Raw genomic sequence first — 24,942 nt, 5'->3', positions numbered from 1 at the left:
TTCAATGCTTGCTTTCATTAATTTCAAAATACGTACACATTCTCCTGACCTTAAGCTCTTGCCTGGCGCGTGAACTTTACGGTCATGCACGCGCTCGCTATAAACAGGATCCGCCAGGAGATTGAACAGCGGGGCTTTGCGCTGCGAAGTCACATCACCGTCACTGAGCGCTGGCAATAATCCGTAAGAATTAAAACACCTTACGGGAAACTACATGAAATACGAACGAAAGCATAAAAAGCTGCCTTTCCCGCTCGGACGCGTCGCCGCAACAATGGCTCTTCTCGGCTTGAGCGTGCTTGCGGGCTGCAACGGCAACGACGACAACGCTAACCCGCCGTCGGTGACGGCTTTTTCAACACTGGACGGCAAGCAGCCGCTCGTTATCGGGCATCGTGGATTGCCGGGTTTGCGGCCTGAAGAAACGCAACCGTCCTATGAACTTGCAGCCGATAACGGCGCGGACGCGCTGGAAGAAGACTTGCACCTGTCGAAGGATTGCGTGCTGGTTGCACGTCATAATCCCTGGCTCTCCGACAACACCAACATTGCCGATGTCGCCAGGACCAATGCGTCGGTGGCGGCCCGCAAACGCGTGGTCCCGGGCGTGTTGGTCAACGTCAAATGGGCGACAACGCCTACCTCGGGGCCTTCGCAATATCTAACCGACCTCACGAATCCCGCTGACCCGAAGTCGGTGCTCAAGTCCCTGATTGTGGATGGCGAAGATCACACGAACGACTGGTCCGTCACCGATTTCACCGCGCAGGAACTGACCACGCTGATTGGCGGCACGACCTTCGACGCCGCCAGCGAGCGTCCCACCGAATTCAACGGCAAGTATCCGGTGCTGACGTTTCAGCAGATCATCGATATCGCCAAGGCAAAGAGCGCGTCGACCGGGCGGCCGATCTCCGTGTATCCGGAAACCAAGAATCCGACCTGGAACAACGCGCAGGCAATCGCGAACGGGTGTGGCGCGCCGGGCAGTCATCCGTTGGAAGACGCGTTGATCAAGATCCTCAACGACAACGGCCTGAACACCCGGACGGCCCCCATTTTCGTGCAGAGCTTCGAGCCGGGCAGCCTGAAATACATGCGCAGCCACGGACTGAATACGAAGGTCGTGCAACTGATCGATGGCTTCGACACCGACTACAAGACGGGCGCGGTCATCTACAACGAGATCACCGACAGCCGTCCGTTCGACTGGACCGTGGCCGGCGATCCGCGCTGGTTCGACGTCATGCTCACGCCCGCGGGTCTTGCCGAGATCAAAACTTATGCCGACGGAATCGGCCCCTGGAAGCCGCAGATCGTGCCGCTGAAAATCACGCCGTTTCCCGCGACGAATCCGGACGGCACGCCGTTCTCCGGATCGACAACGGCAGCGACCACGCAGCCTGCGACGACTGTGATCAGTGACGCGCACAAGGCCGGCTTGTTCGTTCATATCTTCACGTTCCGCAACGAGAAAAAGTATCTGGCGGCCGATTATCAGGGCGACCCGAGCGCGGAATATCTGAAGTTCTACAGGCTGGGCGTGGACGGCGTGTTCTCCGACTTCGCGAATACCGGCGTGGCTGCGCGCGCGGCCTATTTGAAGGAACTCGGCCGTTGAGCGTTCTGCGCGCGGCGGTCGATTACTGGCCGCCGCGGTTCTTATTGGGAAGTCACATTGAATCCGGTTATCGCGCTTTACACGCGAATTCCCGAATCCGTTAATACGCTTTCAATGTAGCGTGCGCAGCCATTCGGCGATTGCGCTTGCGGTCCATGCGGGATCGTCGTGAGGCAGATCGTGGCCCGCCCACGCGTGCTGCTTGTGTTCGGCCCGCCATTGCTGCGCGATCCGATCCGAACAGACCGCCTTGACGAGATGATCGGCCTTCGATGACAGCAGCAGTGTTGGACACTCAGGCGCGCGTTCGCCGGCTCGAAAGCGCGCCGCCGCCCAAAGCTGGCGCAACGCGTTTTTCGCGCTCACCGGCGCGACGCGGCGGATCGTGCTCCACATGGCGAGGTCGTCGTCGAAGGTATCCGTGCGATTGCACGTGACGCCGTGGATGATGCCTTCGCATCGAAGCGGATCGTTCCACAATGCAGCCGCGCGCATCAACTGCGGCCACGCGGCGAGCTGCAGGCGCTCATGCATGGCCGCAAACGGCCGCATGCTCGTGTTGATCAGCACGAGCCTTTCTATGTCCTGCGCATGACGCTGCGCCCAGTCGGTTGCGACCATGCCGCCGAGCGACATGGCGAGCAACCGGTAAGGCGGTTTCAATCCGGCCGCCTTCGCGCGAGAACGGACGAAAGCGGTCATGCCGGACACGTTCAGCGGCGCGGCCGACGCGTTTTCGCAGCCATTTCCAGGCAAGTCGAGCAACGTGACCTGGTCGCCGGATAACGCTGCTTCAACGCGAAGATGCTCCACGAACCTGCCCCAATGGCGCCCTTCGCGCGTCAGTCCGCGCAGCAGGATCCAGGCGCTCATCGCGACGACTTGCGTTGCCAGTGTTCCATAGCACGCTCGAGAATCGGCGCACGGGCGTCGCCCTTCGGCATCCATCGGTTCGAGGCAAACGCAGCGCGCGTCAGGAAATCGAAGAAATTCGCGTGACGGCGCAGCACGCGTTCCACGCGGTGCGCCTTGACGGGATTGAACATGCCGAGACGCGAGAAAAGCTGGCGCGGGTTTTTCCGGATCCAGCGCCATGAGCCGAGTTCCAGCGTCATCGGCAGGAAAACGTTGGGCGGCGGCGTCTGGTCATATGCGCAGTCCCACAAGTCTCCGTGAAGCAGATATTGATGACTCTGCGGCTCGAACGCGTAACCGTGATGCGGATACGCCTGCTCGAACATGATCTTTAGCTGGTACATCTCGGGAAGATGCGGCATTTGCCGTTGCGTGCGCGCGTACGGAAACCAGATGCTGTCGTCCCAGCCGTAGCCCGAATGGCAATCGAGCGCGAAGCTGAGCGGGCGGCTCAATAATTCTTCCTTGACGACCCGAAGCAACGCCTCGCTTTCGACTTCGAGCGCTTGGTTTCGCGCTCCGCGATACCACGGCAGCCACGAACCAATCCGCTGTCCGCCCGCAAGAAAAGGCACGCGGCCCTCGGCGTTTTGGGGCGCATTGCGCATCAGGTCGACGCCGTTCGGATTCGAACGCGTGTTCGCCCACATGCCGCCCGGGTTCACGATAGGCATGAAGACGAGCCGCACTGACTGCAGTTGCTGATTCAGCAGTTCATCCCATTCGAGACGCCGCAGCAACGCGCGCATATAGTCCAGAATCAGTTGCGTGCCAATGCGCTCCAGTCCATGCACGCCGCCGAAGAAACCGATGGCCGGCGCTTGCGGATCATCCGAGCCAATGGTTGCGGTCAGGATGGGGAAGGTGCGCGCGCCCGCATGCACCTCGCCGACCGTGTGCATGTGCAGGCGCTTTGCGCCCGCGGTCAGGATCGCCTTGAGATCGTCAAGCTCCGAAAAGCTGTCGGACGCCACGCGTAAAGTGCTCATGCCACGCCCTGTTGATTTGATTACGGCGGCAGCTTCATGCCGCCGTTCTGGCGCTCAGGACTTGCCTGGCCTGCCCGTCTTGACGGTTTCGACGGCGGCAACCGCAGCAGTAAGCTGTTCGATGTTCGCAGCCTCAAGTATGAGCAATCCAGCCCGCAACAACTCACCTTTTTTCACATGCACGCCATTAGCGAGGCATTTTTGCTTGAGCGCCGCGATCTTTTCGTAATCGGATTTCGGCATGGTGAAACTGTCGCGCACGACTTTTTCCTTCTTCGCGCGCTTGTTTTTTTCTTGAGGAACAGACTCGGCCGGTGCGGCTTTCGTCTTCGATTTGGCAGGCGTCTTGGCGGCTTTCGCCTGAGCTTCGGTGGCGGCCTCTACCGCTTTCGTGCTCGCCTTGCGCTTGCTGACGCTGGCCGGAGCCGCGTCGACCGGCGTTGTGTCCGCAATGTCGGCGGCTTTCTTGCTCGAACTCTTCGTGGTGGATGTAAGCATGAGGTCTCCAGAAAAATAATAGTACAAACAGTATATACGGTTTAATCGGGCATTCAAAAAAGTGGAATGGCCGCACTGTCTGCGCTGGATGGCCGGCTTTTCAGTCACGTTCCAGCTTCCCTGACTCGTCTTCCTCCGGATTCCGGCGCGGAATAAACCTTGGCGGTGGCGTGTTTCCTCATCAACTGCGCCGCCGCACGTGCGTGATTCGTGTTCCTTATCCATTGGGAGACCTCAATGCCATATCGCCTCATTACCGATGAAATCCCGCCACCTACAGAGACGCCGCTCAACGCGCTGTATCGCCATGCATCCGCGCGACCCGATGCAATCGCATTGATCGCGGGCGACGATGTCTGGACCTACGAGCGTCTCGCGACCGATGTCGCCCGCCTGAGCAACGGACTGCGGCGCGCCGGAATCCTGCCGGGCGACCGCATCACGATGATCGTCAGGACGTCGCCCATGTACGCCGTTTTCCTGTTCGCGGCCATGATGACCGGCGCGATCGTGGCGCCGCTCAAGACGGAGTTCACGGCCGCGGAACTGACTGAACTTCTGCGCGTGCAACGGCCCGCGGTCTTCATACACGAAGCGGATTTACAGGAGGTCGTGTCCCAGATCGATCCTGCCGTGCTCGGGCACACGAAGACCTTCGTGGCCGACGACCACGGTGCGCGTTCATGGCGTCATCTCATGGACGACGCGTCGAGAGAAGACGCTGTGCTTCCTGCGGATATCGACGCACCTTGCCTGCTGCTCGCAACGTCCGGCACGACCGGGCGGCCCAAGCTGGTGGCATACAACCAGCGCGTCATATCGCATGTGGCGGGCGCGGCGAAGTCTTGGGCGCTGACCCACGACGCATGTGTCATCGGCAGCACGCCGGTCGCGCACGTCTCAGGTACGTTCGTGATGCTGGTGGCAATGATCAGCGGCTGCAGGGAGGTCCTGCTGAGCCGTTTCGATGCAGACGCAGTGCTCGATCTCATTGAGGAACATGGCGGCACTGCGATATTTCTGGCGCCGTTCCTTTGCATGCCGCTGGTCGAGGCGCAGCGCAAAAGGGCGCGTGATGTCCGTTCGCTTGAAGTCTGTGGCGTGGGCGGTGATGCATGCAGGGCGCACATTGCCGAAGCATTTGAAAGCACGTTCGATATTCAATTGGAGAACACCTACGGCCTGACCGAATGCGTGGGCAGCACGGCATTCGGATACAACCGGCGGACGATACGAGGCGTGCCAGGACGCACGCAGCTCGTTGACAGAAACGGCGTTCAGGTCGGGTTGGGCGAGGTCGGCGAATTGCATCTGCGCGGCCCGAACCTGAGCCTCGGCTACTGGACCGGTCCGGGCGACATCATGAGCCACACGCGTGACGGATGGTTTCCGACCGGCGACCTGATGGTGGAAGACGCCGACTGTGATTACCGCTTCGTCGGCCGTTGCAAGGATTTGATTGTTAGTGATACGAACAAGATATCGCCAGTGGAAGTGGAAAACGTGCTGATCCAGCACGAGGCGGTGGCCGATGCAGCGGTGGCGGGCGCACCGGACGAGACGTCAGGTCAGCGCGTGGTGGCGCTGGTCAAGCTGACGGACAAGTCGGCACCGGCCGCCGCCGTGGCCGACGAAATCCTGCTCTGGATGAAGTCGCGACTTGCCGCATTCAAGCTGCCGGAGCAGGTCGTGATTGTCGATGCGATTCCGCGCAACGCGCTCGGCAAGATCGATCGCAATGAAGTGGCGCGAATCGCGACGCTGGTCTGACTCAGGCCGCTTCCAGTTGCGTGACGGCGGAAGCCTTGAGCAACACCGGGATCGATTTCGACGTAGGCGTTCCCGCACCATCGGCAACGCTTGACAACGGTACGAGCGGGTTTGTCTCAGGGTAATAAGCACCGAGACAACCGCGCGGAATGTCGTACGCGACCAGCAGGAAACCGTCGGCACGACGCTTCACGTGATCGTCCCAGACACTCGTGATGTCCACGCGCTGTCCCGCTTCGAAGCCGAGCATCTCGATGTCCAGCGCGTTCGCAAACAGCACGCGGCGCTGGCCATACACGCCGCGATAGCGGTCATCGAGTCCATAGATGGTCGTGTTGTACTGATCGTGCGAGCGCGTGGTCATGAGCGTCATCAAACGCTCGCCATGCACATGACGCGCGCGATGAATCGGCGAATCCAGGTCGATGGAGTTCACCAGGAACTGCGCCTTGCCCGTTGGCGTATTCCACACCCGTTCGCGCGAAGCCACGCCAAGATGAAAACCGCCCGGCTGCTTCAGGCGTTCGTTGTAATTCTCGAAGCCGTCGATCACCTTCTCGATGCCGTCTCGAATCAGTGCATAGTCGCTTGCATTCGCGAGCCAGTCCACTTTCTCGCTGCCGAGCGTTGCATGCGCCATGCGCGCCACAATCGCGATCTCCGACAACAGATTTGGCGACGCCGGCCGGTTCATGCCGTACGAAATGTGGACCATGCTCATTGAATCCTCGACGCTGACGCCTTGCGGCACGCCGTTCTGCATGTCGATCTCGGTGCGTCCGAGCGTTGGCAAAATGAGCGCGTCGCGGCCGTGGACCAGGTGGCTGCGGTTGAGCTTGGTCGTGATGTGCACGGTGAGGTCGCACGAGCGCATCGCTTCCCAGACGCGCGGCGTGTCGGGCGTTGCAATCGAAAAATTGCCGCCCAGCCCGATGAAAACTTTCGCATCGCCAGCGAGCATTGCTTCAATCGAACGCACCACGTCATAACCATGTTCGCGCGGCGGCTCGAAATCATACGCAGCGCCAAGGCGATCCAGGAATTCCTGCGTGGGCCTTTCTTCAATCCCCACGGTCCGGTCGCCTTGCACGTTCGAATGGCCGCGCACCGGGCACAGTCCCGCGCCTAGCTTGCCAATGTTGCCGCGCATCATCATCAGGTTCGACAGGATCTGCACCGTCGGCACCGAATTCTTGTGCTGCGTGAGGCCCATGCCCCACGTTGAAATCACGGCGCGGCCGCGCACGTAGATATCGGCGAGCTGTAAAACGTCTTCAATCGGCACGCCGGATTCCGCGACGATAGCATCCCAGTTCTCGGCGCGAAGATCGTCCGCGAAGGCTTCGAAACCCACCGTATGCTCGGCGATGAAATCCACGTCCAGGACGCGTGACGTACCTTGTTTCAGGGCTTCGTCGTCGAGTTCGATCACGCGCTTGGCCACGCCTTTGATCAGCGCGAAATCGCCGCCGATTTTCGGACGGATGAACACGGAGCTGATTTTCGTGCTGCCGCCCGTCAACATTTCCACCGGATGCTGCGGACTCGCGAAACGTTCGAGGCCCCGTTCGCGCAGCGGGTTGATGGACACGATGGTCGCGCCACGCTTCGCGCATTCGCGCAGTTCGCCAAGCATGCGCGGATGGTTGGTCGCGGGATTCTGGCCGAACAACAGCAACGTGTCGGCGTGCTCGAAATCCTCCAGCGTGACCGTTCCCTTGCCAACGCCGACCGTCACGGGCAAGCCGCGGCTCGTGGCTTCGTGGCACATGTTCGAGCAATCGGGAAAGTTGTTGGTGCCGTACATGCGCACGAATAACTGATAGAGGAAAGCGGCTTCGTTGCTCGCGCGGCCCGATGTATAGAACGCGGCGCGGTCGGGGTTGTCGAGCCGGTTCAGATGACTGGCGATCAGCGCAAAGGCGTTGTCCCAGGAAATGGGCACGTAGCGGTCGCGGGAAGCATCGTAGACGAGTGGATCGGTGAGACGTCCGTGCTGTTCCAGTTCGTAATCCGACTGCGCCATCAGCGCTTCGACTGTATGGTCTTCGAAGAACGCAGGCGTGACGCGCTTGCTGGTGGATTCGGCGGCGACGGCCTTGACGCCGTTTTCGCAGAACTCGAACGTGGATGCATGCTCGCGATCCGGCCACGCGCAGCCCGGGCAGTCGAAGCCGTCAGGCTGGTTCTGGCCGAGAAGAACGCGGTAATTACCGCCGGAGACTTTTTCCTTGAGCAGGTTGATGGCGACGTACTTGAGCGCGCCCCAGCCAGCGGCCGGGTGCGTGTAGGGCTCGATGCGAGGTTCTGGCTTTTTCATATCATTCAACCGCGTGTGCAGGAGGCGTTGCGCCGATGACATCAAGACTACTGTGTTCCCAAAATCCGGCGGTACACAGAAAAATACATATACAAGGAGTACAGTTGGCAATTCGTACGTTTTTAGGCGATCTGTATCGTGATGCTTTACGAAAACCTTGCGGCTGAAGTCGAGGAAGCGGTGCGGCGCGGCGTATTCGCGGTTGGAGAGCGCGTGCCTTCGGTGCGCCAGGCGAGCACGCAATACGGCGTCAGCATCAAGACGGTCTTGCGCGCCTACGCGCTGCTGGAGAGCCGCGGCCTGCTCGAAACGCGCCCGCAGTCCGGCTATTTCGTGCGGGAAATGCCGGCGGCGAAGCCTGAGCCGCCTGCCGCATCTCAGCCGCCGCCGGTTGCGTCAACAGTCGATGTCAGCCGGCTCGTTCTGTCCACGCTGCGCTCCATCCGCTCGCACGACGCGACCCCGCTCGGCTCGCCGTATCCGGATCCGTCGCTGTTTCCGTGGCGCAAGATCAATCAACTGGCGAACGCAATTGCACGAAGGCATTCGAGCTGGAATCTGATAGACGACCTGCCGCCTGGAAACCCCGAGCTGATCCGTCAGATTGCGCGGCGTTACGCGGAGAACGGCGTGCCCGTGGACCCGGACGAGATCGTCATCACAGTCGGCGCAACCGAGGCCATCAACCTGAGCCTGCAGGCCGTGGCGAAACCCGGCGACACTGTCGCGGTCGAGTCGCCGACGTATTACGCCATGCTGCACGCCATAGAACGCATGGGAATGCGCGCGATCGAAGTGCCGACGCATCCGGCCGAAGGCATCAATATCGACGCGCTGGCGAAGATCATCGGCGAGCATGAGATTGCGGCGTGCATGGTCATGCCCAACTTCCAGAATCCGCTGGGTTTCGTGATGTCCGACGCAAACAAGCAGCGCCTCGTCGAACTGCTTGCGGGGCACGACATTCCGGTCATAGAAAACGATGTGTACCAGGAGCTTTATTACGGCGATGCACGCCCGTCGACGCTCAAGAACTTCGATAAGAACGGCCTCGTGCTGCATTGCGCTTCGTTTTCGAAGAGCCTGACGGCCTCTTACCGGATCGGCTGGGCCATGCCGGGACGCTACAGGCGGCAGGTGGAAAAGCTCAAGTTCCTGAACACGCTGACCACGCCTTCAGTGCCGCAGGTGGCGGTGGCGGACTACTTGAAGCAGGGCGGCTACGATCATCATCTGCGTCACGTGCGCCGCATTTACCGGCAGCAGGCGCGCCTCATGATCGCGACTGTCCAGCGGTTTTTTCCCGCTGGCACGCAGACTTCCGGGCCGATGGGCGGCTACGTTCTATGGGTCGAGCTTCCAGGTGCAGTGGACTCCATGAAGCTCTACAAAGCGGCGCTCGAGCGCGGTATCACGATTGGTCCTGGGACCATGTTTTCATCGCGCGATGCGTTCCGCCATTTCATTCGGCTCAACTACAGTTATCCTTGGAACACACAAACAGAAGCCGCGTTGAAAACGCTTGGCGAACTGGCCGCAAGCATGGCCGGCAGGAGACAGCATGAACGATGAAATCGATCCCGCGCTGATCGCGATTCTCACGCAATTGTGGCGTGCCGCGCAGGAGTCGCCCGCGCGGGCATGGTCGCTCGCGAAGTTATCGAAGCAATCCGGTCTTCCGATGAGCAGTTTGCGCCGCCAGCTCACGGCGCTCTCGGACACAGGTTTGCTCGATACCACCCCGAGCGATGCTGGCGTGCCCGCAGTCGCATTGACCGAAGCTGGCAAGGAGCTCTGTGCGGGATTGTTCGCAGAAGGCGTGCGGCCGGAGCCGGACGCCGGCTGAATTCAAGCCGCCAAAACATCCTTCGACTGAATCCGTTTCACGCCTGCTCGCGCCATGTTTTTCCACGCGGCGGCGAGCGATCCGTTGAGGTCGATGGCGCGCGTTGCATCTTCGATCACGTATGCATCGAAGCCCGCCTTGCGGGCGTCCATTGCCGTCCACGAGACGCAGAAATCAGTGGCAAGCCCGGTCACGAAGACCGTATCGATATGCCGCTGCTTCAGATATGCCGACAAACCCGTCTGGGTCTTGTGATCCGCTTCTTCAAACGCGGAATAGCTGTCCATGTCCTTGTGATAGCCCTTGCGGATGATGACTTGCGCTGTCGGTAGCTTGAGGTCCTTGTCGAGCGCGGCGTCCTCGGTGCCTTGCACGCAATGATCCGGCCACAGCACTTGCGTGCCATACGACAATTGCGCCGTCTCGAACGGCTTCTTGCCCGGATGCGAACTCGCAAACGACGCGTGGCCCACCGTATGCCAGTCCTGCGTGATCACAATATTCTCGAACTTGCCGGCGAGTTCGTTGATCACGGGAACCACATCGGCACCGCCTTTCACCGGCAGCGTGCCGCCATCGATAAAACAGTTCTGCACGTCCACTACGATCAGCGCCGACTTGCTGTCCGGCCTGATGGCGCGGGCAGAGGCCGCGGCCGCGGCAAGAGCATTCAGGCTTCCCAATCCGAACAGATGAACCAGCCCGAATGCTGCAGCCGACTTGATCAACATCCTGCGATGGTTTTCTGCCATGACGAATCCTCCAAGTCCGATCAGGAACCCAATCATAAAGCCGCCAAAACTATTTGAGCCTTCGTCCTGCTCAGCGCGATTTTCGAATGCCGCGTGTTCTTATAAACTGCTGCCGAACGAAGGATCGAATGGATCGAAACACATCGAACAGCGCTTTGCAGGATGAACAATGAACGTGCAGATTCGGGAAATGGTGCTCGACGACTACGACGCGGTGCTTGCGTTATGGCGCGATACACCCGGCGTGGATATCCGGCCGGTAACCGACAGTAGGGAAGGGATCGCACGGCTGCTCGCGAGGAACCCGGGGCTAAGCGTGGTGGCGATGAACGGCGACACACTTGTCGGCTGCGCGCTTGCGAGCCACGACGGCCGCCGCGGCTTCCTGCAGCACGTCGTGGTCGCGCCCGTTGCGCGCGGTCAGGGCGTGGGACGCACGATGATCGATATCTGTGTGGAGCGCTTGAGAGAAAACCACTTGGGATGGGTGCATCTGGACGTGGTTGCCGATAACGAAACAGCCAGCGTGTTCTGGCAAAAAGCTGGCTGGCATCCAGTCGAGACGCTCACGCGGCTTTCACGCAAGCTCTAGGCTGCAGTGCATGCGCTGCGGCCTGAGACAACAGCGAATCAGCACGCAGTGGGCTTGAGCCGCTCCACTTCCAGCCCGAACGCGGGACGCAGGCGCGTCCCGACAATATTGCCGAAGAACGCTGCAACGAGCCACAACCAGCCGTGCAGGCTGCCCGAAACAATGCCGCTGAAATACGCGCCGATATTGCAGCCGTAAGCGAGCCGTGCGCCATAGCCGAGCAGCAGGCCGCCGACAATCGCGGCGATCAGGGAGCGCAGCGGCACGCGCCATACCGGCGCATATCGGCCCGCGAGTCCCGCCGCCATCATGGCGCCGAGCACAATGCCAATATCCATCACGGATGTCACATCGCGCGAAACGGGCGCGGCGAGCGCCGCGGCGTTCGCCTTGCTTGCCCAATATGGCCAGCTCGCGACATCGAATCCAATGGCCGACGCCGCTTTGGCACCCCACAGCGCAAACGCCGACGTAATGCCCCACGGCCGTCCGGAAAGCGCGAGCGTGGCGAAGTTGAGCAACGCGAGCGCAATTGCGCCGGCGGCGAGCGGCCACGGTCCATGCAACCACGGCGACGCGTGCGGTGCTTGCGTATGCGCGGCAACAAGCCGTCCATGCCGCCGCTTTTCGATCACCACGGTCAGCGCCGCAATCGCCGCGAACACTGCCCAGTTGAGCGCGAGCGCGGGACCCGCGCCAAGCGACTTGACAAGGGAAACGGGCTGAAAGGACGGCAACGCGGTCCAGAACGGCATATGCGCTGTTGCGATCACCGAACCCACAATAAACGCCGCGAGCGTCACGATCATGCGTGTGCTGCCGCCGCCCACCGTATAGAGCGTGCCTGATGCGCAACCGCCGCCTAGCTGCATGCCAATACCGAATATGAATGCACCGACGACCACCGACGTTCCAGCCGGCGAAACAAGTCCGGTGACCGGCATGCCGAAAAGCGTTCCGGCCGCGAGCGCGGGAAAGAACAGCGCAACGCCCACCGCGAGCATGACCATTTGCGCGCGCAGGCCGGCGCCACGGCCATCGGCAATAAAGACGCGCCACGCTGACGTAAAGCCGAACGCGGCGTGATAAAGCGTGACGCCGAGCAGCGCGCCGACCAGATAAAGCGCGGCCTGGCGGCCATTGACGGCTTGCGCGAGATACAGTGCGCCAGAAAGAATCAACAGCGCGGCAATGCCGAGCGGCTTGGGATCGACGCTAAAACGGCGCGATACCGGTGAGGCTAGATCGGACATTCGATACTCCGCGAGAGGTTCGGCAAAACGAGCATTTTCTCGCGTTTAGCGAATGCGCGCTGCTAAAGCTGCGCGGATCACACGCCTTTATCGCCTCCTCACCCGCTTACGCATCCGGCAAACCAGGAATGCTCACGCCGGCCGCTTGCAGCAGCAAAACGGCGTTGAGCGCCAAGACGGCAACTGCGGCAATCGTTGCAGCCGCCCTGACGAATGTTCTGCTCTGGTACGAACCCATGACTTTCCGGTTGCACGTGAACCAGACCAGCGCGGCCATGGGAAATGGCAATGCAAGGCTGAGCACAACCTGGCTCATGACGAGCGCTTGCGTCACGTTCACGCCCAGCCACACGACGATAAAACTCGGAATCATCGTGAGTGCGCGGCGCAGCCATAGCGGAATGCGAAATCCGACAAAACCCTGCATGATCATCTGCCCGGCCATCGTTCCCACGACAGAACTCGAAATGCCCGACGCGATCAGCGACAAAAGAAAAATGCCGGCTGCGGCAATGCCCAAGAGCGGCGCGAGCGTGTGATAAGCCGTTTCGATCTCGGCCACTTCCGGATGACCCGAGTGAAACGCGCCGGATGCCATGATGACCATCGCAATGTTGATCATGCCGGCAATGGTCAAGGCAATGACCACTTCCACGTTGGAGAACAAGATGATCTTCTTGCGTTCGACTTCGGTGCGCGCAGGCAGGCGTCGCTGCGTCAAGCCCGAATGCAGGAAAAGCGCGTGCGGCATGACCGTTGCGCCAATGATGCCGACCGCGATGGTGACCGCTTGCGCATCGGGCAACGAGGGCGAAAAGAGATGCAAGCCAACTTGCGCCCAGGCAACGGGCGTAATAAAAAGCTCCGCCAGATACGACAAGCCGATAATTCCAACCAGCGCGCCAATAATCAGTTCAAGCGGCCGATACCCTGCTTTTTCGAACATCAGCAAGCCGTAGGTGATGACAGCCGTTATTGCCATGCCAATGAGGATTGGCATGTGAAACAGCAGGCTAAGCCCGATCGCGCCGCCAAGGAATTCCGCGAGATCGGTCGCCATGGCGGCGATTTCGCTCACAGCCCACATCAGGTAGACAAGCGGCTTGGGGAAATTGTCCCGGCATAATTCGGCCAGGTTTTTTCCCGTGACAATGCCAAGCTTTGCGGAAAGCGCCTGGAATAGCATGGCTATTAAGTTCGCAAGCAATACAACCCACAATAATCCATAGCCGTAGCGCGCGCCCGCTTGAATATTGGTCGCGAAATTGCCGGGATCCATATAAGCGACAGAAACGACCACCGCCGGTCCTGCGAACGGAAGCAGGACAGCGAGGCCCGTGCGGCGTCCGTCGAGCACCTCTTGCATGGCAAGCGTGGTGCTTTCGCTCATGGACTGATTGGTTTCGTTGCGCGTCCGGTCATCCATTAATCGACTCAATACGTTAGAGATAAAGATTCGCTTGAGCGACCGGCTAGCGGTCGCACCGGCCGCGTCACATGCAGTGCTTGAATAGCTTAAGATTGCGCTGCTCCCGGTCTTTCCCTGGCCGTTAGCCAATAATCCGCGCCCTTAAGCTATCAAAGCACAATTTTGGTCTTTCCGGACCGCCTAGATTTAATTCCTTTCAATATGCTCCGCACTGCAATCAGAAACCTTTCAAAGATGGCGCTGGTATCCGTGCTGGTCCATAGCGCCGCATTCGCCGCGAATGCCCCGGACTCGAAAGTCATCGTGCTGGATTCCGGCGAAGCAAAACTTACGCTGATTGATCAAGCCGCCCACAAAGTCGTTGGCACGCAACCGACCGGCAAGGAACCGCATCACCTGATGATCACGCCCGACGGCAATTCGCTGATCGTCGCCGATTCCGTTTCGAATGATCTGATCTTTATCGACCCGCATAGCGGCCAGGTGCAAAAACGGGTGGAAGCTATCGAAGATCCGTATCAGCTCGGGTTTTCTCCTGACCATAAGTGGTTTGTTACGGCGGGCTTGCGCCTCGATCGCGTCGATATCTATAAATATGACGGACACGACCTCACGCTTGCCAAGCGTGTTCCGCTAGGAAAAACACCTAGCCACATGACGTTTTCGTCGGACGCTCATACGGTTTTCATCACCTTGCAGGATTCCGGCGAACTGGTCGCCATAGACCTGGCCACGCAGGCCGTGAAGTGGAAAATGCCGGTGGGCAACACGCCGGCGGGGTTATGGATGACGCCTGGAGACAAGGAATTGCTGGTAGGCATGACCGGCGAAGACGACGTTGCGGTGGTCGACTGGCACAAGCAGCAAGTCATCAAGCGCATCCAGACGGGCAAGGGCGCGCATAACTTCCGCAACCTCGACGACGGCAAGCATGTCGCCGTGACGAACCGCGTTGCCAGCACCATCAGCATTCTCGATTACACGACGCTGCAAAAAGTCGCAGACATCACGGGTCTTCTCCCCGGACCGGACGACATGGAATTGTCGGCGGATCGCAAGACGCTGTGGGTCACGTTCCGCTTCGCGCGCCACGTTGGGGTGATCGATCTGAACAGCTACAAGCTGGTCGATACCATTGCCGTGGGCCGCTCGCCGCATGGGATCTATTTTGCTAACCGCGCGCCAGTGTATGCGCCGAATCCGGACTAGGCCGCAGCCGTGGCGCGGCTATTGCCCGATATTGCGGGTTATTGCGGGTTAATTGACAAAGCAGGGGCATTTGCATGGTGACTGAGATTCTCGCGCAACTCGATAACGCGGTGGGCAGCCTCCAGACTCTCCTCTACGTCGACGTTGTCCAGCCGCTCTTCTTCAAGGCCGGCTTGATGGGTTACGACGAAGACACGTACGACGCACTGTATTGGGTGATCATCGGCGCGCTGGAAGTGCTGGCGACATTCGCGATCCTGCGGCCGCTGGAAGCGCTTCGCCCCATTGAAACATGGCAGGACCGCAAGGCGGTTCGTTCTGACGTTTTCTATACGTGGATCGCGAAGCTCGGCATCATCAACCTTGCGTTCTTTTTCCTGTTGCAGCCGGTCTTCAATCATTGGCAGAGCCTGATGGTGATCCACGGCATTCCGAATATCGACGTGGATGGTCTCTGGCCCGGCGTGACCGATCAGCCGGTCGTGTCGTTCGTGATCTATCTCGTCGTGCTCGATTTTGCGGGCTATTGGTATCACCGCTGGCAACACCGGTTTGGCGTGTGGTGGGAACTGCACGCGGTCCATCATAGCCAGCAGCAGATGTCGCTATGGGCTGACGACCGCAATCATTTTCTCGACGACATCATCCAGGCGGCATTTTTCGCAGGCATCTCGCTTTTTATCGGCGTGGAGCCGTCTCAGTTTGTGGTTCTGGTCGCGCTCGGCAATGTGCTGCAGAGCATCCAGCACGTGAACGCGCGCTTGCCGTTCGTGCCGATGCTCGACCGCTTGCTGGTAAGTCCCACGTTTCACCGGCGTCATCACGCGATTGGCTACGGTCACGAAGGTACGCGTTACGGCTGCAATTTCGGCGTGCTGTTTCCTTGGTGGGACATCTTGTTCAAGACTGCATCGTGGAACCGTGCGGCGGAGCCGACTGGCATTCGCGATCAGTTGCCCGCGCCCGCGGGTCTGGGACGTAACTATGGAATGGGCATGTGGGCGCAGCAATGGCACGCATTTGTGCGCATTGCGCAGCGCTTGCGCCGTACGACCGCCGCCTGAACAGTTTGATTGCGGCTTGAGCCGCGCCGATTGAGCTAACGCCATGCGCTTTGCGCATGGCGTTTTTTTATTGGCTTCGCGAGGGCGCCCGCAGGCTTCTTTACATGTTTTTTATACCCGCCGCCGTTCTCTTTTCCAGCCGTTTACACGCCTTCAACTAACCTTCAGCACGTCCAAATCCGCTACGGGAGAACAACACAATGGACTTGCTTTATATCGCCGGCATCGTCGCCTTCTGGGCCTTATGCGCGGCGCTTGCAATTGGTTGCGACAAGTTGCGTCGCGCTCCGGGAGGCCGTCCATGACCACCTGGATGCTAGTGCTGGCCGGTGCCTCGACACTGCTCTTGTTCGTGTACCTCGTGTACGCGTTGCTGCGTGCGGAGGATCTGGAATGAACGCGAATACCGTGTTTCAAGCGGCTCTTTTTATTGTTGTGCTGATCGCGCTCGCGATCCCGGCAGGCCGATACATAACAGCCGTGCTCGATGGTTCTTCGGTGGTGGTTCGCCGTATCGGCCGCCCGATTGAATCAGTCTTGTACAAGCTCGCCGGAGTCGACGACAAAGCGGAAATGTCGTGGAAGCACTACGCCCTTGCCGTGCTCGCGTTCAACGCGCTGGGCACGCTGGTCGTGTTCGGCTTCCTGCGCTTGCAGCAGTGGTTGCCGTCGAACCCGCAAGGCTTTGGTCCGATGACCCCGGATGGCGCGTTCAACACCGCCGTCAGCTTCGTCACCAATACCAACTGGCAGGACTACACCCCTGAAGCAACCGCGAGCTACCTGTCGCAAATGACCGGCTTGTCGGTGCAGAACTTCCTGTCGGCGGCAACGGGCATAGCGGTCGTGGTTGCATTGATTCGCGGCTTCGCACGCCATACCGCGAGCACCATCGGCAACTTCTGGGTCGACTTGACCCGTATCACGCTGTATATCCTCGCGCCCATGGCAACCGTCATTGCGCTGGTGTTCGTGAGCCAGGGCGTGATCCAGAACTTCGAATCCTATCGGGAGGTCGGGACGCTTCAGGCCACGACGTACCAGACACCAAAAGTCGATGCCCAGGGTAACGCCGTGAAAGACGCCAAGGGCAATCCGGTGATGGTCGACAACAAGGCCGACAAGCAGACGCTGGCAATGGGTCCGGTCGCCTCGCAAGAAGCCATCAAGATGCTCGGCACGAATGGCGGCGGTTTCTTCAATGCCAACTCGGCGCATCCGTATGAAAACCCCACACCGTTCTCGAACTTCGTCCAGATGCTGTCCATGCTGATCATTCCCGCGTCGCTGTGCGTGGTGTTCGGAAGGATGGTCGGCGACAGGCGGCAGGGTTACGCAATCCTCGGGGCCATGACCATAGCGTTCGCGATTGCATGTTGGGGCGAAATCTCGTTCGAGCAGGCGGGAAATCCGCTGTTTGCATCGCTTCATGTCGATCAAGGCGCGTCGCCGATGCAAGCCGGCGGTAACGCCGAGGGCAAGGAAACGCGCTTCGGCATTGCGCAGTCGGGCATCTTCACGGTCGCCACGACCGCGGCTTCGTGCGGTGCGGTGAACAATACGCACGACTCGCTTACGCCAATGGGCGGCTTCGTTCCGTTGCTGCTGATCCAGCTTGGCGAAGTGATCTTCGGCGGCGTGGGGTCCGGTCTCTACGGCATGCTCGTGTTCGCAATGCTCGCGGTGTTCGTCGCCGGCCTGATGATAGGACGTACACCTGAATATATCGGCAAGAAGATCGAATCGTACGAAATGAAGATGGTTGCGATCGTGGTACTGCTGACGCCATTCCTCGTGCTGCTCGGCGCGTCGATAGGGGTGCTGACCACAGCCGGCACCGCGGGTATATCGAACCCAGGGCCACATGGCTTCTCCGAAGTCCTGTACGCCTATAGCTCGGCCGCGAACAACAATGGCAGCGCGTTTGCGGGCCTCACGGTCAGCACGCCGTTCTACAACATCACGACCGGCATTGCGATGTGGTTCGGCCGCTTCGGCTCGATCATTCCGGTGCTTGCGATTGCAGGCGCGCTGGCCGCCAAGAAGCGCATTGCCACGACCGCCGGCAGCTTGCCAACGCACGGTCCGTTGTTTGTCGTGCTGCTGCTCGGCACCGTGGTGCTGGTGGGCGCACTGACGTATGTGCCTGCGCTTGCGCTGGGCCCGATAGTCGAGCATCTGATGATGCTCTCGGGCAAATAAGCGGTCACTGATACAGAGGAAAGTATGAACACGATTATCAAACCGCCTGTGACGACGCCTAACAAGACGCCGGAAAAAAATCCGGAGCCAACGGGTCATTCACGCTCGGCAGCACGTTCCATGTTCGACCCGGCCATTGTGATGCCGGCGATTGCGGACTCGTTCAGGAAACTCGATCCACGCACCCAGTTGCGCAATCCGGTGATGTTCTGCGTGTATGTGGGCAGTATCCTCACGACCGTGCTGTGGGTCGCCGCGTTATCGGGGCAGGCTGAAGCGCCCGCGGGTTTTATCCTCGCGGTCTCGCTCTGGCTGTGGTTCACAGTGCTGTTCGCAAACTTCGCCGAAGCGCTGGCCGAAGGCCGTTCCAAGGCGCAGGCCGCGTCGCTGCGCAGCGCCAAGCGCGACGTCATGGCGAAAAAACTGGACAAGCCGGATCACAAGGGCGCGATTCAGATCACGACTGCGACGGATCTTCGCAAAGGCGACGTCGTGCTCGTGGAAACGGGCGACGTGATCCCCGCCGACGGCGAAGTCGTGGATGGCGTGGCTTCCGTCGATGAATCCGCAATCACCGGCGAATCGGCCCCGGTCATCCGCGAATCGGGCGGCGACTTCACGGCGGTGACGGGCGGCACGCGCGTGCTGTCGGACTGGATCGTGGTGCGCGTGACGGTCAATCCGGGCGAGGCCTTTCTCGATCGCATGATCGCGATGGTCGAAGGCGCGAAGCGCCAGAAGACGCCCAACGAAATTGCACTGACTATCTTGCTGGTTGCGTTGAGCCTCGTGCTGCTGTTCGCCACCGCGACGCTGCTGCCGTTCTCCATGTTCTCGGTCGGCGCCATGAAAGCGGGACACGTGGTGACGATCACCGCGCTTGCCGCGTTGCTCGTATGCCTGATCCCGACGACCATCGGCGGCTTGTTGTCGGCTATTGGCGTGGCTGGCATGAGCCGCATGATGCAGGCGAACGTGATCGCGACTTCTGGCCGCGCGGTGGAAGCTGCTGGGGACGTCGACGTGCTGTTGCTCGACAAGACCGGCACGATCACGCTTGGAAACCGCCAGGCATCGAACTTTGTTCCCGCGCCGGGTCTGTCGGAACAGGACCTTGCCGACGCCGCGCAACTCGCGTCGCTTGCCGACGAAACGCCGGAAGGCCGCAGCATCGTAGTGCTCGCCAAGCAGCGCTTCAACATTCGCCAGCGCGAGATGGCGGCGCTGCACGCGACCTTCCTGAACTTTACGGCGCAGACGCGCATGAGCGGCGTCGATCTGTCGGATCGCGAGATTCGCAAGGGCGCGGCCGATGCAGTCAGGTTATACGTCGAGCGTAACGGCGGGCGTTATCCGCAGGAAGTATCGAATGCGGTCGATGACATCGCGCGTCGCGGCAGCACGCCGCTGGTCGTGGCGGAGCGCAGCGACAACGGCGCGCGCGTGCTTGGCGTGATCGAGCTGAAAGACATCGTCAAGGGCGGCATCAAGGAACGTTTCGCCGAACTGCGCAAGATGGGTATCAAGACCGTGATGGTCACTGGCGACAACCGGCTGACCGCGGCCGCGATCGCAGCCGAAGCAGGCGTGGACGATTTTCTTGCAGAAGCCACGCCGGAAGCGAAGCTTTCGACCATCCGCAGCTATCAGGCGGAAGGCCGTCTGGTTGCGATGACCGGCGACGGCACGAACGACGCCCCGGCGCTTGCCCAAGCCGACGTCGCCGTGGCGATGAACACCGGCACGCAAGCGGCGAAGGAAGCCGGCAACATGGTCGACCTCGATTCGAACCCGACCAAGCTGATCGAGATCGTGGAGATCGGCAAGCAGATGCTGATGACGCGTGGCTCGCTTACGACCTTCTCGATTGCGAACGACGTCGCCAAGTATTTCGCGATCATTCCGGCGGCGTTTGCGTCCACCTATCCGCAACTGAGGGTGCTTGACGTGATGCATCTGACCTCGCCCTCGTCGGCGATCCTGTCCGCGGTGATCTTCAACGCGTTGATCATCGTGGTGCTGATTCCGCTCGCGTTGAAAGGCGTGAAGTACCGGCCGCTCGGCGCCGCGTCGCTGCTGCGCCGCAACCTGCTGGTGTACGGGCTTGGCGGTATCTTGCTGCCGTTCCCGTTCATCAAGATCATCGACATGGTTCTGACCGCCTTTGGCTGGGCGTGAACTTCGTGGCGGTCACTTCAAACCCTGGCTTTTAACTGGATCGTCAATCATGAAAAACATCATTCGCCCCGTGATCGTGCTGTTCGCGGCACTGACCGTCGTAACCGGGCTTATCTATCCGGCCGTGGTGACCGCGGTTGCCCAAGCGGCATTTCCGGCGCAAGCGAACGGCAGCGTGATCGAGAAGAGCGGCAAGCCAGTCGGCTCGGAACTCATCGGCCAGCAATTCGATGCGCCCGGTTACTTCTGGGGCCGTCTGTCCGCGACTTCGCCGAATCCGTATAACGCGACTGCATCGAGCGGCTCGAATCTTGGTCCGACCAATCCCGCACTCGCCGATGAAGTCAAAGGGCGGATCAGCGCATTGCATGACGCCGATCCGGCCAACACTGCGCCCGTTCCCGTCGATCTCGTGACATCGTCTGGCAGTGGCCTCGACCCTGAGATCAGCCCGGCCGCCGCCGCGTATCAGATCGACCGCGTGGCGAAGGCCCGCAAGCTCTCGCATAACGACGTCGAAGCACTTGTTCAACGCGCGACCACCGGCCGCCAGTTCGGGATTCTCGGCGAAGCGCGTGTGAATGTGCTCAAGCTCAACCTTGCGCTTGACGAAATGAAGCCTGCAAGCTGATCAAGCGGCTTATTTGTTGCTGCCCGCGCCGGTTCCATACAAGCCATTGTTAAAGCCGCCGGCGCCTTCGGTCTTATGCTGATTACCTGCCGTCGCGCCTCGTGCGTTTCCCGCGGCTTCCTTCGACTGCGGTTTGAGCGACTCATGTACCGTCGATGCCGACGCATCGGGCTGCGTTCCAGCCGACGAAGTCCGATTGTCCTGGGACGAGCTGCCGTTTCCCTGCGAAATTTGCGCAAAGCCATAAGTGCTTAGCGCAAATAGAACGCTGCCCGCGAAAACCGCCGTCATACGCGCTCGCAAACGCTTGCGAAACCGCACATTGACGTTAAGGAAAGGAAAAGTGTCGTGCGCTTGGTAGGCCATGGAGAGCGTAATAAATTGGAGTGTTAAGGCGATATGCATGAACAGTGCCTGACCATTACCAAAATATTCCAACACATTACTTATTTATTACTGCTAGCGCCTTAACGCCGTTCTCCTAAGGTCGCCAAGCGCTTGCCCATGCCTGCTCGGCAGTCATTTGCGCCAAGCTTTCTGCGAAATTAGTCCTACGACTTTATAATCGGCACCGGTCCCCAAAAATGCCGAGGCGCACGATGCTACAAATGTCCCGGCGACAGTTCCTGAAAGTTTCCGCAAGCACGCTTGCCGGATCGAGCCTGGCCCTAATGGGCTTCTCGCCGGCGCCGGCTTTAGCGGAAGTCCGCCAGTACAAGCTGTCGCGTACTACTGAAACGCGTAATACCTGTCCGTACTGCTCAGTCGGATGCGGCATCCTGATGTACGGTCTGGGCGACAACGCCAAGAATGCCAAGTCGAGCATTATTCATATTGAAGGCGACCCGGATCATCCGGTTAATCGCGGCACGCTGTGCCCCAAGGGCGCGAGCCTTATCGATTTCATTCATAGCCCGAGCCGGTTGAAATATCCGGAATATCGCGCGGCGGGATCGAATGAATGGAAACGCATGTCGTGGGAAGACGCGCTCGATCGCATTGCCAAGCTGATGAAGGACGATCGCGACGCGAATTTTGTCGAGACGACCGAAGACGGCAAGAAGGTCAACCGATGGCTGACCACCGGCATGCTGGCGGCATCGGCCGGAAGCAATGAAGTTGGATATTTGACGCACAAGACTGCACGCAGTCTTGGCATGCTCGCATTCGATAATCAAGCACGTGTCTGACACGGCCCGACGGTGGCAGGTCTTGCCCCGACGTTTGGCCGTGGAGCGATGACGAACCATTGGGTCGACATCAAGAACGCGGACGTGATTCTGGTAATGGGCGGCAATGCAGCCGAGGCGCACCCGTGCGGTTTCAAGTGGGTCACCGAAGCCAAGGCGCACCGAAAAGCAAGGCTGATCGTAGTCGATCCGCGCTTTACGCGGACAGCTTCGGTTGCGGATTATTACGCGCAGATTCGCACGGGTTCGGACATTGTGTTCCTTGGCGGCGTAATTAATTATCTGCTGACGAACGACAAGATCCAGCACGAGTACGTCAAGAATTACACGGACTTCCCGTTTATTGTCCGTGAGGACTTTGCGTTTGCGGACGGTTTGTATTCTGGCTATGACGCGCAAAAGCATAGCTACGACAAATCGACCTGGGATTACGAACGCGGCGACGATGGTTACGCCAAAGTCGATCCCACGCTGCAGCATCCGCGCTGCGTGTACAACCTGATGAAGCAGCACTACTCGCGCTATACGCCCGAGCAAGTGGAGAAGATCTGCGGCACGCCCAAGGAGAAATTTCTGAAGGTCTGCGAGATGCTTGCGTCTACCGCCGTCCCCGGACGCGCCGGTACGATCCTGTACGCGCTTGGCTGGACGCATCATTCGGTTGGATCGCAGATCATCCGCACTGGCGCCATGGTGCAGTTGCTGCTGGGTAACATCGGCATTGCGGGCGGCGGCATGAATGCGTTGCGCGGCCACTCGAATATTCAGGGTTTGACCGACCTTGGGCTCATGTCGAACCTGCTGCCGGGCTATATGACGTTGCCCATGGAAGGCGAACAGGACTTCGATGCGTACATCAAGAAGCGTGCAACACAGCCATTACGCCCGAACCAATTGAGTTACTGGCGCAACTATCGTGCGTTCCATGTGAGCTTCATGAAGTCGTGGTGGGGCGCGAACGCGACCGCTGAAAACAACTTCGGCTTCGACTATTTGCCCAAGCTCGACAAGTCCTACGACATGCTGCAAGTGTTCGAGCTGATGAACCAGGGCAAGATGAACGGCTACCTCGCGCAAGGGTTCAACCCGCTTGCGGCGGTGCCGAACAAGGCGAAGATCGGCGCGAGTCTCGCCAAGCTGAAATGGCTCGTCATCATGGACCCGCTCGCTACTGAAACGTCCGAATTCTGGAAGAACTTTGGCGAGTTCAACGACGTGGATCCATCGAAGATCCAGACGGAAGTATTCCGCCTGCCCACTACGTGTTTTGCTGAAGAACGCGGTTCGCTCGTAAGTTCGAGCCGCGTACTGCAGTGGCACTGGCAGGGCGCGGACGGTCCGGGGGAATCGAAGAGCGACCTGGAAATCATGTCGGGCCTGTGGCTGCGAATCAGGAAGGCGTACAAGGAGCAGGGTGGCAAATACCCTGATCCCATTGTCAACATGAGCTGGCCGTATTCGGATCCGGAGAGTCCGACGCCCGAAGAAATCGCGATGGAGTTCAACGGCAAGGCTCTGGACGACGTGACCGATGTCGCCGATAAAACCAAGGTCCTGGCGAAAAAAGGCGAGCAGTTGTCGAGCTTCGCGCTACTTCGCGACGACGGCAGCACGGCAAGCGGTTGCTGGATTTTCTGCGGATCATGGACACAGGCCGGCAACCAGATGGGCCGTCGCGACAACTCGGACCCCACGGGTATTGGCAACACGTTGAACTGGGCATGGGCATGGCCGGCAAACCGGCGGATCTTGTACAACCGTGCGTCATGCGACGTCAGCGGCAAGCCCTTCGACATGACGCGCAAGCTGATTGCGTGGAATGGCAAGACGTGGGCCGGTGCGGATATAGCCGACTTCAAGGCGGATGAACCGCCTGAAAATGGCATGAACCCGTTCATCATGAATCCGGAAGGCGTGGCGCGTTTCTTCTCGCGTGATGGTCTGGTGGAAGGGCCGTTCCCGGAGCATTACGAGCCGTTCGAAAACCCGCTGGGCTACAACCCGATGCACCCGGACAACAAGGCGGTCGTCAGCAATCCGGCGGCGCGCGTGTTCCCGGACGATCGCGCCGCGTTCGGCACGCACGAGCATTTTCCTCACACGGCGACGACTTATCGCCTGACCGAGCACTTCCATTACTGGACCAAGCACGCGCGCCTCAACGCAATCGTGCAGCCGCAGCAGTTCGTGGAAATTGGCGAGGACCTGGCCAAGGAAGTCGGCGTGGTTGCGGGCGATCGCGTGAAAGTGTCGTCCAATCGCGGCCACATCGTTGCTGTCGCGGTCGTGACGAAGCGGATCAAACCTTTGATGATCGAGGGAAAGAAAGTTCAGACAGTTGGATTGCCGCTGCATTGGGGCTTCAAGGGACTCACGAAGCCAGGCTATCTCGTCAATACGCTAACGCCTTCCGTGGGCGACGGGAATTCGCAAACACCGGAATTCAAGTCGTTTCTCGTCAAGGTCGAAAAGGCATAAGGAAA

The 24,942-nt window shown here is 59.8% G+C and carries 20 protein-coding genes; 12 read left to right on the top strand and 8 right to left on the bottom strand.

Going from position 1 to position 24,942, the window contains the following annotated elements:
* Positions 1-274: 274 nt before the first annotated feature.
* Positions 275-1,621 (top strand): glycerophosphodiester phosphodiesterase family protein, encoded by a 1,347-nt coding sequence (locus ACRWA7_RS00190; RefSeq protein WP_438391061.1) that lies wholly within the window; start codon positions 275-277, stop codon positions 1,619-1,621.
* A gap of 111 nt (positions 1,622-1,732) precedes the next feature.
* Here ACRWA7_RS00190 and ACRWA7_RS00185 read toward each other — a convergent pair whose 3' ends face one another.
* Genes ACRWA7_RS00185 through ACRWA7_RS00175 form a run of 3 tightly spaced genes read right to left on the bottom strand, consistent with a single transcriptional unit; the run spans position 1,733 to position 4,248 of the window.
* On the bottom strand, positions 1,733-2,494 hold the full coding sequence (locus ACRWA7_RS00185) for an alpha/beta fold hydrolase (RefSeq protein WP_438390553.1): 762 nt from the start codon (positions 2,492-2,494) through the stop codon (positions 1,733-1,735).
* On the bottom strand, positions 2,491-3,525 hold the full coding sequence (locus tag ACRWA7_RS00180) for a M14 family zinc carboxypeptidase (protein WP_438390552.1): 1,035 nt from the start codon (positions 3,523-3,525) through the stop codon (positions 2,491-2,493). Before ACRWA7_RS00180 ends, ACRWA7_RS00185 begins: the two co-directional genes overlap by 4 nt.
* A 54-nt stretch (positions 3,526-3,579) precedes the next feature.
* Entirely contained in the window at positions 3,580-4,248 is a 669-nt protein-coding gene (locus tag ACRWA7_RS00175) for a hypothetical protein (RefSeq protein ID WP_438390551.1), read from the bottom strand.
* A 12-nt stretch (positions 4,249-4,260) separates the two neighbouring features.
* On the opposite strand from ACRWA7_RS00175, the gene ACRWA7_RS00170 reads away from it, so the two are divergent.
* Positions 4,261-5,793, top strand: coding sequence for a class I adenylate-forming enzyme family protein (locus ACRWA7_RS00170; protein WP_438390550.1), 1,533 nt, complete (start codon positions 4,261-4,263; stop codon positions 5,791-5,793).
* A 1-nt stretch (position 5,794) separates the two neighbouring features.
* Here ACRWA7_RS00170 and ACRWA7_RS00165 read toward each other — a convergent pair whose 3' ends face one another.
* Positions 5,795-8,113, bottom strand: coding sequence for an FdhF/YdeP family oxidoreductase (locus tag ACRWA7_RS00165; RefSeq protein WP_438390549.1), 2,319 nt, complete (start codon positions 8,111-8,113; stop codon positions 5,795-5,797).
* A 138-nt stretch (positions 8,114-8,251) separates the two neighbouring features.
* Here ACRWA7_RS00165 and ACRWA7_RS00160 point away from each other — a divergent pair, with 138 nt between their 5' ends.
* Both ACRWA7_RS00160 and ACRWA7_RS00155 read left to right on the top strand, forming a co-directional pair.
* Entirely contained in the window at positions 8,252-9,685 is a 1,434-nt protein-coding gene (locus ACRWA7_RS00160) for a PLP-dependent aminotransferase family protein (protein ID WP_438390548.1), read from the top strand.
* Positions 9,675-9,959 carry a helix-turn-helix domain-containing protein gene (locus ACRWA7_RS00155; protein ID WP_060857634.1) on the top strand — a complete coding sequence of 95 codons (285 nt, stop codon included), beginning with the start codon at positions 9,675-9,677 and terminating at the stop codon, positions 9,957-9,959. Before ACRWA7_RS00160 ends, ACRWA7_RS00155 begins: the two co-directional genes overlap by 11 nt.
* A gap of 2 nt (positions 9,960-9,961) precedes the next feature.
* Here ACRWA7_RS00155 and pncA read toward each other — a convergent pair whose 3' ends face one another.
* The gene (gene pncA / locus ACRWA7_RS00150) at positions 9,962-10,711 is read right to left on the bottom strand and encodes a bifunctional nicotinamidase/pyrazinamidase (RefSeq protein WP_438390547.1); all 750 of its coding nucleotides are present in this window, start codon (positions 10,709-10,711) and stop codon (positions 9,962-9,964) included.
* Positions 10,712-10,880: 169 nt separating this feature from the next.
* Here pncA and ACRWA7_RS00145 point away from each other — a divergent pair, with 169 nt between their 5' ends.
* Entirely contained in the window at positions 10,881-11,303 is a 423-nt protein-coding gene (locus ACRWA7_RS00145; RefSeq protein WP_438390546.1) for a GNAT family N-acetyltransferase, read from the top strand.
* A 38-nt stretch (positions 11,304-11,341) separates the two neighbouring features.
* Here the strand turns inward: ACRWA7_RS00145 and ACRWA7_RS00140 are convergent, their stop codons facing one another.
* Both ACRWA7_RS00140 and ACRWA7_RS00135 read right to left on the bottom strand, forming a co-directional pair.
* Positions 11,342-12,556 carry a YeeE/YedE family protein gene (locus ACRWA7_RS00140; RefSeq protein ID WP_438390545.1) on the bottom strand — a complete coding sequence of 405 codons (1,215 nt, stop codon included), beginning with the start codon at positions 12,554-12,556 and terminating at the stop codon, positions 11,342-11,344.
* 106 nt (positions 12,557-12,662) lie between these two features.
* Positions 12,663-13,982, bottom strand: a complete 1,320-nt coding sequence (locus tag ACRWA7_RS00135) for an Nramp family divalent metal transporter (protein ID WP_060857637.1) — start codon at positions 13,980-13,982, stop codon at positions 12,663-12,665.
* 237 nt (positions 13,983-14,219) lie between these two features.
* Between ACRWA7_RS00135 and ACRWA7_RS00130 the strand changes: the two genes are divergently transcribed.
* The 6 genes from ACRWA7_RS00130 to kdpC all read left to right on the top strand — a co-directional run bounded on the left by ACRWA7_RS00130 (position 14,220) and on the right by kdpC (position 21,269).
* Positions 14,220-15,194 carry a beta-propeller fold lactonase family protein gene (locus ACRWA7_RS00130; RefSeq protein WP_438390544.1) on the top strand — a complete coding sequence of 325 codons (975 nt, stop codon included), beginning with the start codon at positions 14,220-14,222 and terminating at the stop codon, positions 15,192-15,194.
* A gap of 74 nt (positions 15,195-15,268) precedes the next feature.
* Complete coding sequence (locus tag ACRWA7_RS00125; RefSeq protein WP_438390543.1) at positions 15,269-16,258, top strand: sterol desaturase family protein; 990 nt, start codon at positions 15,269-15,271, stop codon at positions 16,256-16,258.
* A gap of 301 nt (positions 16,259-16,559) precedes the next feature.
* Complete coding sequence (locus ACRWA7_RS00120) at positions 16,560-16,655, top strand: potassium-transporting ATPase subunit F (protein WP_056359778.1); 96 nt, start codon at positions 16,560-16,562, stop codon at positions 16,653-16,655.
* The gene (kdpA, locus tag ACRWA7_RS00115; protein WP_438390542.1) at positions 16,652-18,460 is read left to right on the top strand and encodes a potassium-transporting ATPase subunit KdpA; all 1,809 of its coding nucleotides are present in this window, start codon (positions 16,652-16,654) and stop codon (positions 18,458-18,460) included. The genes ACRWA7_RS00120 and kdpA overlap by 4 nt, the downstream gene beginning before the upstream one ends.
* Positions 18,461-18,580: 120 nt before the next feature.
* Entirely contained in the window at positions 18,581-20,638 is a 2,058-nt protein-coding gene (gene kdpB / locus ACRWA7_RS00110) for a potassium-transporting ATPase subunit KdpB (RefSeq protein WP_438391060.1), read from the top strand.
* Between the two features lie 49 nt (positions 20,639-20,687).
* The gene (gene kdpC / locus ACRWA7_RS00105; protein WP_060857642.1) at positions 20,688-21,269 is read left to right on the top strand and encodes a potassium-transporting ATPase subunit KdpC; all 582 of its coding nucleotides are present in this window, start codon (positions 20,688-20,690) and stop codon (positions 21,267-21,269) included.
* A gap of 9 nt (positions 21,270-21,278) precedes the next feature.
* Here kdpC and ACRWA7_RS00100 read toward each other — a convergent pair whose 3' ends face one another.
* Positions 21,279-21,707: a beta-xylosidase gene (locus ACRWA7_RS00100; protein WP_438390540.1), complete on the bottom strand. Its 429-nt coding sequence runs from the start codon at positions 21,705-21,707 to the stop codon at positions 21,279-21,281.
* Positions 21,708-21,868: 161 nt separating this feature from the next.
* Here ACRWA7_RS00100 and fdnG point away from each other — a divergent pair, with 161 nt between their 5' ends.
* Positions 21,869-24,937, top strand: coding sequence for a formate dehydrogenase-N subunit alpha (fdnG, locus tag ACRWA7_RS00095; RefSeq protein ID WP_438390539.1), 3,069 nt, complete (start codon positions 21,869-21,871; stop codon positions 24,935-24,937).
* Positions 24,938-24,942 lie beyond the last annotated feature (5 nt).

Origin of the sequence: Caballeronia sp. DA-9, from assembly GCF_051615025.1 — a bacterium.
Lineage (GTDB): Bacteria > Pseudomonadota > Gammaproteobacteria > Burkholderiales > Burkholderiaceae > Caballeronia > Caballeronia sordidicola.
The sequence above is the reverse complement of the archived record's forward strand: the minus strand, read 5'-3'. Positions and strand labels throughout refer to the sequence as shown.